The organism is Pseudomonas sp. NPDC089392 (assembly GCF_044749595.1).
Classification (GTDB): domain Bacteria; phylum Pseudomonadota; class Gammaproteobacteria; order Pseudomonadales; family Pseudomonadaceae; genus Aquipseudomonas.
Genome location: NZ_JBIVIF010000063.1, coordinates 1 through 15,088 on the forward strand (window position 1 = coordinate 1; position 15,088 = coordinate 15,088).

The following is a 15,088-nucleotide window of genomic DNA, read 5'->3' on the forward strand; positions in this document are numbered from 1 at the left end:
AGTGAGTAATCACGCTGTGTGCGTTTTACACCTTGCTCCATCTGACTCTCCGGAAATTCGGGATGGGAGGTGTAAACCTTATTCAGGACGGGACAGGGCAAATAAAAAAGGCTGCACGAGGGCAGCCTTTTTGCGTTCGGCTATTAAAGCTTACTTGCGATCCTGCAGCGCAATGATGTCGCGCTTCTGCTCGCCGGTGTACAGCTGGCGCGGGCGGCCGATCTTGTACGGGCTGGAGAGCATTTCTTTCCAGTGCGAGATCCAGCCTACGGTACGTGCCAGGGCGAAGATCACGGTGAACATGCTGGTCGGAATGCCGATTGCCTTGAGGATGATCCCCGAGTAGAAGTCGACGTTCGGGTACAGCGAGCGCTCGATGAAGTAAGGATCGGTCAGGGCGATCTCTTCCAGGCGCATGGCCAGTTCCAGCTGCGGGTCGTTCTTGATGCCCAGCTCGCGCAGGACTTCGTCGCAGGTCTGCTTCATCACGGTGGCGCGCGGGTCACGGTTCTTGTAAACGCGGTGACCGAAGCCCATGAGCTTGAACGGATCGTTCTTGTCCTTGGCCTTGGCGATGAACTTGTCGATGTTCGAAACATCGCCAATTTCATCGAGCATGGTCAGTACGGCTTCGTTCGCACCGCCGTGGGCCGGGCCCCACAGTGCGGCGATACCGGCGGCGATACAGGCGAACGGGTTGGCACCCGACGATCCGGCCAGACGAACGGTCGAGGTGGAAGCGTTCTGCTCATGGTCGGCGTGGAGGATGAAGATCCGGTCCATTGCCTTGGCCAGTACCGGGCTGATCGGTTTGATCTCGCACGGGGTGTTGAACATCATGTGCAGGAAGTTTTCCGCGTACGACAGGTCGTTGCGCGGGTACATCATCGGCTGGCCCATGGAGTACTTGTAAACCATCGCGGCCAGGGTCGGCATCTTGGCGACCAGGCGCACCGCGGAAATTTCGCGGTGTTGCGGGTTATTGATGTCCAGGGAGTCGTGATAGAACGCCGACAGGGCGCCAACCACGCCGCACATCACCGCCATCGGGTGGGCGTCGCGGCGGAAGCCGTTGAAGAAGGACTTCAGCTGCTCGTGAACCATGGTGTGGTTTTTCACGGTGCTGACGAACTGTGCCTTCTGCTCGGCATTCGGCAGTTCGCCGTTGAGCAGCAGGTAGCAGGTTTCGAGGTAGTCGGACTGTTCGGCGAGTTGCTCGATCGGGTAGCCGCGGTGCAGCAGGATCCCTTTGTCGCCGTCAATGTAGGTGATCTTCGACTCGCACGAGGCAGTCGCCATGAAACCAGGGTCGAAGGTGAAGTGACCAGTGGCCCCCAACCCGCGGACGTCGATTACATCAGGACCAACGGTGCCGGTTAAAATGGGCAGCTCGACGGGGGCAGCGCCCTCGATGACCAACTGCGCTTTTTTGTCAGCCATGTGGCCTCCTATTAATGCTTGAAATCATCAGACAGACCCCCCACGCAGGGCCCGCACCACTATAGAGGGATAAATTCAGATGTCAATTTGCCTAAAGGCTTGTTGAATCAGGCATACAAGCCTGATTTTTCCCGAAATTCTCGCCCATTTACGCCTTTTGTTCATTAAAGGCAATGCGCTATTTGGGCTAGCCCGTCACGTTGTCATAAGCAGCCTAACTGTCTATACTCGGCACCCGACCGCCAGGGGCTTGCAAGCCCGAACTGCTGGGGGTCGCCGTTCCCTGGGTGGTGGGTACCTGACCAGTACACTTACCAACAACTTTGCCCTGATTCGCTAGGGGCTCTTCAGTGTGAAAAAAGCCGTGAAAAGCCAACGACCTGTAAACCTAGACCTAAGGACCATCAAGCTCCCCGTCACTGCGTACACGTCCATCCTGCACCGTATCTCCGGCGTCATCCTGTTCATCGGCCTTGCCATCATGCTTTATGCACTGGGCAAGTCGCTGGGTTCCGAGGAAGGCTTCGGTGAGGTGAAGGCGTGTCTGACCAGCCCGCTGGCCAAGTTCGTGACCTGGGGCCTGCTGTCCGCCCTGCTTTATCACCTCGTGGCAGGTGTTCGTCACCTGATCATGGACATGGGCATCGGTGAAACGCTGGAAGGCGGCAAGCTGGGCTCGAAAATCGTGATCGTCATCTCCGTGGTGCTGATCGTTCTGGTGGGAGTTTGGGTATGGTAACCAATGTCACGAACCTGTCGCGTTCGGGCCTCTATGACTGGATGGCGCAGCGCGTTTCTGCGGTCGTTCTCGCGGCTTACTTCATCTTCCTGATCGGCTACGTGGTCGCCCACCCAGGCATCGACTACACCCAGTGGCATGGTCTGTTCTCCAATAACGCGATGCGAATCTTCAGCTTGCTGGCCCTCGTTGCCCTGGGCGCTCACGCCTGGGTCGGCATGTGGACCATTGCTACCGACTACCTGACGCCTATGTCGTTCGGCAAGTCGGCAACTGCGATTCGTTTCCTGTTCCAGGCGGTATGCGGCGTTGCGATGTTCGCTTACTTCGTCTGGGGTGTGCAGATTCTCTGGGGTATCTGATCCATGGCTAGCATTCCAACCATTTCCTTCGACGCCATCATCATCGGTGGCGGCGGCGCCGGCATGCGCGCAGCGCTGCAACTGGCTCAAGGCGGCCACAAGACTGCCGTAGTCACCAAGGTTTTCCCGACCCGTTCGCACACTGTATCCGCCCAGGGCGGCATCACCTGCGCCATCGCTTCGGCCGACCCGAACGACGACTGGCGCTGGCACATGTACGATACCGTCAAGGGTTCCGACTACATCGGTGACCAGGACGCTATCGAATACATGTGTCAGGAAGGCCCGGCTGCGGTCTTCGAACTGGACCATATGGGCCTGCCGTTCTCGCGTACCGAAACCGGCCGTATCTACCAGCGCCCGTTCGGTGGCCAGTCCAAGGACTTCGGTAAAGGTGGCCAGGCCGCCCGTACCTGTGCCGCTTCCGACCGTACCGGTCACGCGCTGCTGCACACCCTGTACCAGGGCAACCTGAAAGCCGGTACCACCTTCCTCAACGAGTACTACGCCGTTGACCTGGTGAAGAACCAGGAAGGCGCCTTTGTCGGTGTGATCGCGATCTGCATCGAAACCGGCGAAACCATGTACATCAAGTCCAAGGCCACTGTTCTGGCTACTGGCGGTGCAGGTCGTATCTACGCTTCCACCACCAACGCCCTGATCAATACCGGTGACGGTATCGGCATGGCCCTGCGTGCCGGCGTGCCGGTGCAGGACATCGAGATGTGGCAGTTCCACCCGACCGGCATCGCCGGCGCCGGTGTACTGGTCACAGAAGGTTGCCGCGGTGAAGGTGGCTACCTGATCAACGCCCACGGCGAGCGCTTCATGGAGCGTTACGCGCCGAACGCGAAAGACCTGGCCGGCCGCGACGTGGTTGCCCGTTCCATGGTCAAGGAAATCATCGCCGGCAACGGCGTGGGCCCGAACAAGGACCACGTACTGCTGAAGCTGGACCACCTGGGCGAGGAAGTGCTGCACAGCCGCCTGCCAGGTATCTGCGAACTGTCCAAGACCTTCGCTCACGTCGACCCAGTCGTCGCGCCGGTCCCGGTTGTTCCAACCTGCCACTACATGATGGGCGGCGTTGCCACCAACATTCACGGCCAGGCCATCACCATGGACGAAGAGGGCAAGGATCACATCATTCCTGGCCTGTTCGCCGTAGGTGAAGTGGCGTGCGTATCGGTTCACGGTGCCAACCGCCTGGGCGGCAACTCGCTGCTCGACCTGGTGGTATTCGGCCGTGCTGCCGGCCTGCACCTGGAGAAGGCGCTGAGCGACGGCATCGAGCACCTCGACGCCAGCGACACCGACATCGACGTTGCCCTGAACCGCCTGAACAAGCTCAACGAGCGCTCCACTGGCGAAGACGTTGCCAGCCTGAAGCGCGAACTGCAAAGCTGCATGCAGAACTACTTCGGTGTATTCCGTACTGGTGAATACATGCAGAAGGGTATCGAGCAGTTGGCCGGTCTGCGTGACCGTATCGCCAACGTCAAGATCAACGACAAGTCCCAGGCCTTCAACACCGCGCGTATCGAAGCGCTGGAGCTGCAGAATCTGCTGGAAGTCGCCGAAGCTACCGCCATCGCGGCCGAAGCCCGTAAAGAGTCCCGCGGCGCGCACGCCCGTGAAGACTTCGAAGACCGTGACGACGAAAACTGGCTGTGCCACACCCTGTACTACCCGGGTGAGAAGCGCGTTGCCAAGCGCGGCGTCAACTTTGCGCCGAAGACCGTTCCGGCCTTCGAGCCAAAAATCCGGACTTACTAAGGGTGGCTGCTATGTTGAAAGTCGAAGTTTACCGTTACAACCCCGACACCGACTCGGCGCCCAAGATGGAGTCGTTCGACGTCGATACCGGCGGCAAGGACCTGATGGTTCTCGATGTATTGGCGCTGATCAAGGAAAAGGACGAGGGTTTCTCGTACCGTCGCTCCTGCCGTGAAGGCGTGTGCGGTTCCGACGGCATGAACATGAACGGCAAGAACGGCCTGGCCTGCATCACCCCACTGTCGGGCGTGGTAAAGGGCAACAAGCTGGTTCTGCGTCCGCTGCCGGGCCTGCCGGTCATTCGTGACCTGGTCGTCGATATGAGCATCTTCTACAAGCAGTACGAGAAGGTGAAGCCGTTCCTGCAGAACGATACCCCGGCGCCGGCCATCGAGCGCCTGCAGTCGCCGGAAGACCGCGACAAGCTGGACGGTCTGTACGAGTGCATCCTGTGCGCTTGCTGCTCGACTTCCTGCCCGTCGTTCTGGTGGAACCCGGACAAGTTCCTGGGCCCAGCTGCGCTGCTGCAAGCCTACCGCTTCCTGGCCGACAGCCGTGACACCAAGACTCAGGAGCGCCTGGCGTCCCTGGATGACCCGTTCAGCGTATTCCGCTGCCGCGGGATCATGAACTGCGTAAACGTTTGCCCGAAAGGTCTGAACCCGACCAAGGCAATCGGTCACGTACGTAACATGCTGCTGCAAAGCGGCACCTGATACAAAGTGTTGTACCTGCAGTAAGCCGAGGTGCGGGTGGTGAGCCCGCACTGAGGTAAAACCCGAGCAAGGGCCCACAAAGCCCGCGCTCATTACCTATGAAGATATGAGACCAGCAGGGGCTTTCCGGGCTGGTACCCGGAAAATCAGCAGGATCCAGGTGGCGTGGTTCAGTCGCTAGTTTTCGGACTTTTCCAGGTTTGCTGTGGCTCTCGCCGATCAGTCCCCTAATCGAGGGTGACCAAGCATGCAAGAAAGCGTGATGCAGCGCATGTGGGATAGCGCCCACCTTTCAGGTGGTAACGCTGCATATGTGGAAGAGCTCTACGAGCTCTACCTGCACGACCCTAACGCTGTGCCAGAAGAGTGGCGCACTTACTTCCAGAAGTTGCCAGCCGACGGCAGCACCGCTACCGATGTATCGCACTCGACAATCCGCGACCATTTCGTACTGCTGGCAAAGAACCAGCGCCGCGCCCAACCGGTATCCGCCGGGAGCGTGAGCAGTGAACACGAGAAGAAGCAGGTTGAAGTTCTGCGACTGATCCAGGCCTATCGTATGCGCGGCCATCAGGCTGCCAAGCTTGACCCGTTGGGGTTGTGGCAGCGCCCTGCGCCCGTAGACCTGTCGATCAATCACTACGGCTTGACCAATGCCGATCTTGATACGACCTTTCGTGCCGGCGACCTGTTCATCGGCAAAGAGGAGGCGAGCCTACGCGACATCTTCGATGCGCTCCAGAAGACATATTGTCGCACCATTGGCGCCGAATTCACCCACATCGTCGATTCCGAGCAGCGCAGCTGGTTCCAGCAGCGCCTGGAAAGCGTGCGCGGCCGTCCGGAATTTTCCGCTGACGTGCAGGCCCACCTGCTCGAGCGCGTAACTGCCGGTGAAGGCCTGGAGAAATACCTGGGCACCAAGTACCCGGGCACCAAGCGCTTCGGCCTTGAAGGCGGCGAGAGCCTGATCCCGATGCTGGACGAAATGATCCAGCGTTCCGGCTCCTACGGTACCAAGGAAGTCGTGATCGGCATGGCCCACCGTGGCCGCCTGAACGTACTGGTGAACACCTTCGGCAAGAACCCGCGCGAGCTGTTCGACGAGTTCGAAGGCAAGAAGATGAACGAGCTGGGCTCCGGTGACGTGAAGTATCACCAGGGCTTCTCCTCGAACGTGATGACCACCGGTGGCGAAGTGCACCTGGCCATGGCGTTCAACCCGTCCCACCTGGAAATCGTTTCGCCAGTGGTCGAGGGTTCGGTGCGCGCCCGTCAGGACCGCCGCAACGACACCGTTGGCGACAAGGTGCTGCCGATCTCGATCCACGGCGACGCAGCATTCGCCGGCCAGGGCGTGGTCATGGAAACCTTCCAGATGTCGCAGACCCGCGGTTTCAAGACCGGCGGTACCGTGCACATCGTGATCAACAACCAGGTTGGTTTCACCATCAGCAACCCGCTGGACGCGCGCTCCACCGAGTACGCCACCGACGTTGCCAAGATGATCCAGGCGCCGATCCTGCACGTGAACGGCGATGACCCGGAAGCGGTGCTGTTCGTCACCCAGCTGGCCATCGATTACCGCATGCAGTTCAAGCGTGACGTGGTCATCGACCTGGTCTGCTACCGTCGTCGCGGCCACAACGAGGCCGACGAGCCGAACGGCACCCAGCCGCTGATGTACCAGCAGATCAGCAAGCAGCGCACTACCCGTGAGCTGTACGCCGAGGCACTGATCCAGGCCGGTCGCATCGACGCCGAGCGCGCTCAGGCCAAGATCGACGAGTACCGCAACGCGCTGGACAATGGCCTGCACGTTGTAAAAAGCCTGGTCAAGGAGCCGAACCGCGAGCTGTTCGTCGACTGGCGCCCATACCTGGGCCATGCCTGGACCGCGCGTCACGACACCCGTTTCGACCTCAAGACCCTGCAAGACCTGTCGGCCAAGCTGCTTGAGCTGCCGGAAGGCTTCGTGGTCCAGCGTCAGGTGTCGAAGATCTACGAAGACCGTCAGAAGATGCAGGCCGGTGGCTTGCCGATCAACTGGGGTTATGCAGAGACCATGGCCTACGCCACCCTGCAATTCGAAGGTCACCCGATCCGCATGACCGGCCAGGACATCGGCCGTGGCACCTTCTCGCACCGTCACGCGGTGCTGCACAACCAGAAGGACGCCAGCACCTACATCCCGCTGCAGAACCTGTTCCCGGGCCAGCCACGTTTCGACCTGTACGATTCGTTCCTGTCCGAAGAAGCGGTGCTGGCCTTCGAATACGGCTATTCCACCACCACGCCGAACGCGCTGGTGATCTGGGAAGCCCAGTTCGGCGACTTCGCCAACGGTGCACAAGTGGTGATCGACCAGTTCATCACCAGCGGCGAGCACAAGTGGGGCCGCCTGTGCGGTCTGACCATGCTGCTGCCACACGGTTATGAAGGGCAGGGCCCGGAGCACTCCTCCGCGCGTCTGGAGCGTTACCTGCAGCTGTGCGCCGAGCACAACATCCAGGTGTGCGTACCGACCACCCCGGCCCAGATCTACCACCTGCTGCGTCGCCAGGTGATTCGCCCGCTGCGCAAGCCGCTAGTGGTCCTGACGCCGAAGTCGCTGCTGCGCCACAAGCTGGCCATCTCGACGTTGGAAGACCTGGCAGATGGCTCGTTCCAGACCGTGATCCCGGAAATCGACGCGATCGATCCGGCCAAGGTCGAGCGCCTGGTGCTGTGCAGCGGCAAGGTCTACTACGACCTGCTGGAAAAACGCCGTGCCGAAGGCCGCGAAGACATCGCCATCCTGCGTCTCGAGCAGCTGTACCCGTTCCCGGAAGACGACCTGGTCGAAATCCTGGCGCAATACAGCAACCTCAAGCACGCCGTATGGTGCCAGGAAGAGCCGATGAACCAGGGCGCCTGGTACAGCAGCCAGCACCACATGCGCCGTATCCTGGGCCGCCACAACAAGGCACTGGTCCTGGAATACGCCGGCCGCGACGCTTCTGCCGCGCCAGCCTGTGGTTACGCTTCGAAGCACGCCGAACAGCAGGAAAAACTGCTGCAAGACGCCTTCACTGTCTAACGCCTTCGCGCACCTGAAACCGAATTTAAGGAAACACTGATAATGGCTATCGAGATCAAAGCCCCAACCTTCCCGGAATCGGTTGCCGATGGCACCGTTGCCACCTGGCACAAGAAGCCGGGCGAAGCCGTCAAGCGTGACGAGCTGATCGTCGACATCGAGACCGACAAGGTTGTCCTGGAAGTGCTGGCTACCGCCGATGGCGTGCTGGGCGACATCGTCAAGGGCGAGGGCGACACCGTCCTGTCCGACGAAGTACTGGGTTCGATCGTTGAAGGCGGTGCTGCTGCAGCCCCTGCCGCTGCCGCCGCGCCTGCTGCTGCTCCAGCCGCTGCTACTGCCGACGCTGGCGAAGACGACCCGATCGCTGCCCCGGCCGCTCGCAAGCTGGCTGAAGAAAACGGCATCGACCTGGCTACCGTTGCCGGTACCGGTAAAGGCGGTCGCGTCACCAAGGAAGACGTGGTGGCTGCTGTTGCCAACAAGAAGTCGGCACCTGCCGCTGCACCGGCTGCCAAGCCTGCCGCCGCCGCTGCTGCTCCGGTGGTCACCGCTGCTGGCGACCGCACCGAGAAGCGCGTACCGATGACCCGCCTGCGCGCCAAGATCGCCGAGCGTCTGGTTGAAGCCCAGTCGAACATGGCCATGCTGACCACCTTCAACGAAGTCGACATGACCGAAGTCATGGCCCTGCGTTCGAAGTACAAGGACCTGTTCGAGAAGACCCACAACGGCGTACGCCTGGGCTTCATGTCGTTCTTCGTCAAGGCCGCTACCGAAGCCCTGAAGCGCTTCCCGGCTGTCAACGCCTCGATCGACGGCAACGACATCGTCTACCACGGTTTCGCCGACGTTGGTGTTGCAGTTTCCAGCGACCGTGGCCTGGTGGTACCGGTACTGCGCAACGCCGAGTCGATGAGCCTGGCTGAAATCGAGAACGGCATTGCCACCTTCGGCAAGAAAGCCCGTGACGGCAAACTGTCGATCGAAGAAATGACCGGCGGCACCTTCACCATCACCAACGGCGGTACCTTCGGTTCGATGATGTCGACCCCGATCGTCAACCCGCCGCAGGCCGCGATCCTCGGCATGCACAACATCATCCAGCGTCCGATGGCCGTCAATGGCCAGGTTGTGATTCGCCCGATGATGTACCTGGCGCTGTCCTACGATCACCGCCTGATCGATGGCAAGGAAGCGGTAACCTTCCTGGTCACCATCAAGAACCTGCTGGAAGATCCGTCTCGCCTGCTGCTGGACATCTAATCGAATAGCCACAAGTTGCAAGCTGCAAGCTTCAAGTAGAAGCGTGTAGGCTTGCAGCTTTTGGCTTGTAGCTAGTTGCTGATAAGGAATCTTTTATGACCCAGAAATTCGACGTAGTGGTAATTGGTGCTGGTCCTGGCGGCTATGTTGCTGCCATCAAGGCCGCACAACTTGGTCTGAAGACTGCCTGTATCGAGAAGTACACCGACGCCGAAGGCAAGCTGGCCCTGGGCGGTACCTGCCTGAACGTAGGTTGCATTCCATCCAAGGCGCTGCTGGACAGCTCCTGGAAGTACAAGGAAGCCAAAGAGAGCTTCAACGTCCACGGTATCTCCACTGGTGAAGTGAAGATGGACGTCGCCGCGATGGTTGGCCGCAAGGCTGGCATCGTCAAGAATCTGACCGGTGGCGTTGCCACCCTGTTCAAGGCCAACGGCGTTACCTCGATCCAGGGCCACGGCAAGCTGCTGGCTGGCAAGAAAGTCGAAGTCACCAAGGCTGACGGCACCACCGAAGTCATCGAAGCCGAGAACGTGATCCTGGCTTCCGGCTCGCGCCCGATCGACATTCCACCGGCCCCGGTCGACCAGAACGTCATCGTCGACTCCACCGGCGCCCTGGAATTCCAGACCGTACCGAAGCGCCTGGGCGTTATCGGTGCAGGCGTGATCGGCCTGGAGCTGGGCTCGGTATGGGCTCGCCTGGGTGCTGAAGTGACCGTCCTGGAAGCCCTGGACACCTTCCTGATGGCTGCCGACACTGCCGTGTCGAAAGAAGCCCAGAAGACCCTGACCAAGCAAGGCCTGGACATCAAGCTGGGCGCGCGCGTCACCGGCTCGAAAGTCAACGGCAACGAAGTTGAAGTGACCTACACCAACGCTGAAGGCGAGCAGAAGATCACCTTCGACAAGCTGATCGTTGCGGTCGGCCGTCGCCCGGTGACCACTGATCTGCTGGCTGCCGACAGCGGCGTGACCATCGACGAGCGTGGCTATATCTTCGTCGACGATCACTGCGCCACCAGCGTACCGGGCGTATTCGCCATCGGTGACGTGGTACGCGGCATGATGCTGGCCCACAAGGCCTCGGAAGAGGGCATCATGGTGGTTGAGCGCATCAAGGGCCACAAGGCCCAGATGAACTACGACCTGATCCCGTCGGTCATCTACACCCACCCGGAAATCGCATGGGTCGGCAAGACCGAACAGTCCTTGAAGGCCGAGGGTGTTGAGGTTAACGTAGGCACCTTCCCGTTCGCGGCCAGCGGCCGTGCGATGGCTGCCAACGACACCGGTGGTTTCGTCAAGGTCATCGCCGATGCCAAGACCGACCGCGTCCTGGGTGTACACGTGATTGGCCCATCGGCTGCCGAACTGGTGCAGCAGGGCGCAATCGCAATGGAATTCGGCACCAGTGCCGAGGATCTGGGCATGATGGTCTTCAGCCATCCAACCCTGTCCGAAGCGTTGCATGAAGCAGCGCTGGCAGTGAATGGCGGCGCCATTCACGTAGCCAACCGTAAGAAGCGTTAATCATAAGAAACCACGGCGGGCAGCCCGTCGTGAGTCTTGCGTGCATGACTCACCGCGGAACGTCCGCCGGACCGGATCACATGGGATAACCCGGGGTCAACGGTCACAGGTGGTGCGGCGCCAGTAATGGCGCAGCACCGAAGCGCAGTACCTAACGAAGACGGTAAAAAGCATGAATCTTCACGAGTATCAGGGTAAGCAGCTGTTCGCTGAATACGGCCTGCCAGTTTCCAAGGGTTTCGCAGTCGACACCCCTGAAGCTGCAGCAGAAGCTTGCGACAAGATCGGCGGGAACGAGTGGGTCGTAAAAGCCCAGGTTCACGCAGGTGGTCGCGGTAAAGCGGGCGGCGTCAAACTGGTTCGCAGCAAGGAAGACGCCAAGGCGTTCGCTGCGCAATGGTTGGGCAAGAATCTGGTTACCTACCAGACTGATGCCAACGGTCAGCCAGTCTCCAAGATCCTGGTCGAATCCTGCACTGACATCGCCAAAGAGCTGTACCTGGGCGCTGTAGTCGATCGTTCGAGCCGCCGTATCGTGTTCATGGCCTCCACCGAAGGTGGCGTGGACATCGAGAAAGTCGCGCACGACACTCCTGAGAAGATCCTCAAGGCTACCATCGACCCGCTGGTCGGCGCTCAGCCGTTCCAGGGTCGCGAGCTGGCATTCCAGCTGGGTCTGGAAGGCAAGCAAGTTACTCAGTTCGCCAAGATCTTCGTTGGCCTGGCCAAGCTGTTCAAGGATCACGACCTGGCTCTGCTGGAAGTGAACCCGCTGGTGATCAAGGCCGATGGCGACCTGCACTGCCTCGATGCCAAGATCAACATCGACGCCAACGCCATGTATCGTCAGCCTAAGCTGAAAACCTTCCACGACCCGTCGCAGGACGACGCCCGTGAAGCCCACGCTGCCAAGTTCGAACTGAACTACGTTGCCCTTGAAGGCAACATCGGCTGCATGGTCAACGGTGCCGGCCTGGCCATGGGTACCATGGACATCGTCAACCTGCACGGCGGCAAGCCGGCCAACTTCCTCGACGTTGGCGGTGGTGCTACCAAAGAGCGCGTTACCGAAGCGTTCAAGATCATTCTGTCCGACAGCAATGTCGCGGCCGTTCTGGTCAACATCTTCGGCGGCATCGTTCGCTGCGACATGATTGCCGAAGGCATCATCGGTGCAGTGAAAGAAGTCGGCGTTAAAGTTCCGGTTGTTGTTCGCCTTGAAGGTAACAACGCCGAACTGGGCGCTAAAGTACTGGCAGAAAGCGGTTTGAACATCATTGCGGCAACCAGCCTGACCGACGCTGCTCAACAAGTTGTCAAAGCTGCGGAGGGCAAGTAATGAGCGTCCTGATCAATAAAGACACCAAAGTCATCTGCCAGGGCTTCACCGGCTCGCAGGGTACTTTCCACTCCGAACAAGCCATCGCCTACGGCACCAAGATGGTCGGCGGCGTAACCCCAGGCAAGGGTGGCACCACCCACCTGGGCCTGCCGGTGTTCAACACCGTCAAGGAAGCCGTGGAAGCTACCGGCGCTGACGCTTCGGTCATCTATGTACCGGCTCCGTTCTGCAAAGACTCGATCCTGGAAGCTGCCTTCGGCGGCATCAAGCTGATCGTCTGCATCACCGAAGGCATTCCTACCCTGGACATGCTGGATGCCAAGGTCAAGTGCGACGAGCTGGGTGTTACCCTGATCGGCCCTAACTGCCCAGGCGTCATCACCCCAGGTGAGTGCAAGATCGGCATCATGCCAGGTCACATTCACCTGCCAGGCAAAGTCGGTATCGTTTCGCGTTCCGGCACCCTGACCTACGAAGCTGTCAAGCAGACCACCGACGCCGGCTTCGGCCAGTCGACCTGCGTCGGCATCGGCGGTGACCCGATCCCAGGCTCCAACTTCATCGACATCCTGAAGCTGTTCCAGGAAGACCCGAAGACCGAAGCGATCGTCATGATCGGTGAGATCGGCGGTTCGGCTGAAGAAGAAGCTGCAGCCTACATCAAGGCTAACGTTACCAAGCCTGTCGTTTCCTACATCGCTGGTGTTACCGCTCCTGCGGGCAAGCGTATGGGCCACGCTGGCGCCATCATTTCCGGCGGCAAGGGCACTGCGGACGAGAAGTTCGCCGCCCTGCAGGACGCAGGTGTGAAAACCGTGCGTTCCCTGGCTGACATCGGCAAGGCCCTGGCCGAGCTGACTGGCTGGGAAGCCAAGAAGTAATACTGCTACACCCCCCACGCGCACAGAGGCCACCTTCGGGTGGCCTTTGTCGTTTTTGGGGTTTGAGTATTCCTGTGCCGGCCTCTTCGCGGGCATGCCCGCTCCCACAGAAGACCGCTACATTCCGGGCCTGCGGTGATCTCCATGTAGGAGCGGGTTTGCCCGCGAAGAGGCCCGAACAGGCGCTATGGATTTTTCGATAGGTTTGATAGGAATTTTCACACAGACGAATGTTTCAATCCGAGGATAATTCCCACTGTCCTCGGTCGCACAGACGACAAACATGTACGCACATCGGACAAGCAGCACTGTGCCAGTGCGTTTAACTGACAAAACAGTTACATTACGCGTTCACTCTGTGCCCGTACCCCAAAAGGGAACGACACGCTAAACGGGTCTGGCCTATCAAGCCGGGCAGCATTTCCCTCACCCATAGGGAAATCCCTTCTCGAATCCCGATTTCAGCAGTGTGGTACTACCTTAAATGAAAGTTCTCAAAGGCCAGGATATCCTGGCGCTTGGCTTTATGACGTTTGCGCTTTTCGTAGGCGCCGGCAACATCATCTTCCCGCCTATCGTCGGTCTGCAGTCTGGCCCGCACGTATGGATGGCGGCCCTGGGCTTCCTGGTGACCGCCGTTGGTCTGCCGGTCATCACCGTGGTCGCCCTGGCCAAGGTCGGTGGCGGCATGGACGCCCTGAGCAGCCCGATCGGCAAGTTCTTCGGCGGCCTGCTGGCGGCCGTGTGCTACCTGTCGGTCGGCCCGCTGTTCGCCACCCCGCGTACCGCGACCGTGTCGTTCGAAGTGGGTGTAGCACCGCTGACTGGTGAAAGCCCGTTGGCGCTGTTCATCTACAGCCTGGTGTATTTCATCGTGGTGCTGGCCGTGTCCATGTACCCGGGCAAGTTGCTCGATACCGTGGGCCGCTTCCTGGCGCCGTTGAAGATCATCGCCCTGGCCGTACTGGGTATCGCTGCTTTCGCGCTGCCCGCCGGTACCATTGGTGAAGCACAGCCGGCCTATGCCGCCGCTGCGTTCTCCAAGGGCTTCTCCGATGGCTACCTGACCATGGATACCCTGGGTGCCCTGGTGTTCGGTATCGTCATCGTCAACGCCATCCGCTCGCGCGGTGTCGAGTCGCCGAAGCTGATCACCCGCTACGCCATCATCGCCGGCCTGATCGCCGGTGTCGGCCTGGCCCTGGTGTACATCAGCCTGTTCCGCCTGGGCGCCACCAGCCACGACATCGCGGCTGACGCTACCAACGGCGCGGCGGTACTGCATGCCTACGTGCAGCATACCTTTGGCTCGCTGGGCAGCGGCTTCCTGGCCGTACTGATCGCGCTGGCCTGCCTGGTGACCGCGGTTGGCCTGACCTGTGCCTGCGCCGAATACTTCAGCCAGATCCTGCCGCTGTCGTACCGTGCGCTGGTGGTGATCCTGGCGGGCTTCTCGCTGCTGATCTCCAACCTGGGCCTGACCAAGCTGATCATGTTCTCGATCCCGGTGCTCACGGCTATCTACCCGCCATGCATCGTGGTGGTTGGCTTGAGCTTCGTGAAGGACCTGTGGAACTCGCCGACCCGCATCCTGGCGCCGGTGATGCTGGTGTCGCTGGTGTTCGGCATGGTCGATGCGATCAAGGGCAGCAGCATTGCCCACGTGCTGCCAGATTTCCTGGCGCATCTGCCGCTCAGTGATGCCGGCATGGCCTGGCTGGTGCCGTCGGTGGTGACCCTGGTTGGCGCCGTGGCCTGCGACCGCATGCTCGGCAAGCCGCGCGAAGCGCTGGCCTGACCCGGTAAGTTGAAGCCTGAGGGCGGCACCGGCCACAAGCCGAAGGGTGTGCGCCAAGGGTGGAAACTGGAAAGCCCCGTATCCGAGAGGATGCGGGGCTTTTTATTTGCCTGTTCCGGCCTCTTCGCGGGCACGCCCGCTCCCACAGGAGATCACC

The 15,088-nt window shown here is 60.3% G+C and carries 11 protein-coding genes; 10 read left to right on the top strand and 1 reads right to left on the bottom strand.

Translation table 11 applies throughout. The annotated features are described in order from the left end of the window. Nucleotides 1-150 precede the first annotated feature (150 nt). Entirely contained in the window at nt 151-1,440 is a 1,290-nt protein-coding gene (gltA, locus tag ACIP1G_RS29925) for a citrate synthase (protein WP_400743821.1), read from the bottom strand. A gap of 352 nt (nt 1,441-1,792) precedes the next feature. On the opposite strand from gltA, the gene sdhC reads away from it, so the two are divergent. The 10 genes from sdhC to brnQ all read left to right on the top strand — a co-directional run bounded on the left by sdhC (nt 1,793) and on the right by brnQ (nt 14,931). Next, nucleotides 1,793-2,179 carry a succinate dehydrogenase, cytochrome b556 subunit gene (gene sdhC / locus ACIP1G_RS29930; RefSeq protein ID WP_008091902.1) on the top strand — a complete coding sequence of 129 codons (387 nt, stop codon included), beginning with the start codon at nt 1,793-1,795 and terminating at the stop codon, nt 2,177-2,179. Then, nucleotides 2,173-2,541, top strand: coding sequence for a succinate dehydrogenase, hydrophobic membrane anchor protein (gene sdhD / locus ACIP1G_RS29935; RefSeq protein ID WP_008091903.1), 369 nt, complete (start codon nt 2,173-2,175; stop codon nt 2,539-2,541). Before sdhC ends, sdhD begins: the two co-directional genes overlap by 7 nt. 3 nt (nt 2,542-2,544) lie before the next feature. Next, on the top strand, nt 2,545-4,317 hold the full coding sequence (sdhA, locus tag ACIP1G_RS29940) for a succinate dehydrogenase flavoprotein subunit (RefSeq protein WP_172287553.1): 1,773 nt from the start codon (nt 2,545-2,547) through the stop codon (nt 4,315-4,317). Nucleotides 4,318-4,328: 11 nt separating this feature from the next. Then, nucleotides 4,329-5,033, top strand: a complete 705-nt coding sequence (locus ACIP1G_RS29945; RefSeq protein WP_012315348.1) for a succinate dehydrogenase iron-sulfur subunit — start codon at nt 4,329-4,331, stop codon at nt 5,031-5,033. A 247-nt stretch (nt 5,034-5,280) separates the two neighbouring features. Next, nucleotides 5,281-8,112: a 2-oxoglutarate dehydrogenase E1 component gene (locus ACIP1G_RS29950; protein WP_400743824.1), complete on the top strand. Its 2,832-nt coding sequence runs from the start codon at nt 5,281-5,283 to the stop codon at nt 8,110-8,112. A gap of 42 nt (nt 8,113-8,154) precedes the next feature. Further along, nucleotides 8,155-9,378, top strand: coding sequence for a 2-oxoglutarate dehydrogenase complex dihydrolipoyllysine-residue succinyltransferase (odhB, locus tag ACIP1G_RS29955; RefSeq protein ID WP_400743826.1), 1,224 nt, complete (start codon nt 8,155-8,157; stop codon nt 9,376-9,378). A gap of 95 nt (nt 9,379-9,473) precedes the next feature. Beyond that, nucleotides 9,474-10,910 carry a dihydrolipoyl dehydrogenase gene (gene lpdA, locus ACIP1G_RS29960; RefSeq protein ID WP_201207067.1) on the top strand — a complete coding sequence of 479 codons (1,437 nt, stop codon included), beginning with the start codon at nt 9,474-9,476 and terminating at the stop codon, nt 10,908-10,910. Between the two features lie 172 nt (nt 10,911-11,082). Next, the gene (sucC, locus tag ACIP1G_RS29965) at nt 11,083-12,249 is read left to right on the top strand and encodes an ADP-forming succinate--CoA ligase subunit beta (RefSeq protein WP_201207068.1); all 1,167 of its coding nucleotides are present in this window, start codon (nt 11,083-11,085) and stop codon (nt 12,247-12,249) included. Further along, nucleotides 12,249-13,133: a succinate--CoA ligase subunit alpha gene (gene sucD, locus ACIP1G_RS29970; RefSeq protein ID WP_016393102.1), complete on the top strand. Its 885-nt coding sequence runs from the start codon at nt 12,249-12,251 to the stop codon at nt 13,131-13,133. The genes sucC and sucD overlap by 1 nt, the downstream gene beginning before the upstream one ends. A 484-nt stretch (nt 13,134-13,617) precedes the next feature. Then, nucleotides 13,618-14,931, top strand: a complete 1,314-nt coding sequence (brnQ, locus tag ACIP1G_RS29975) for a branched-chain amino acid transport system II carrier protein (RefSeq protein WP_172230035.1) — start codon at nt 13,618-13,620, stop codon at nt 14,929-14,931. The last annotated feature ends 157 nt before the right edge of the window (nt 14,932-15,088 follow it).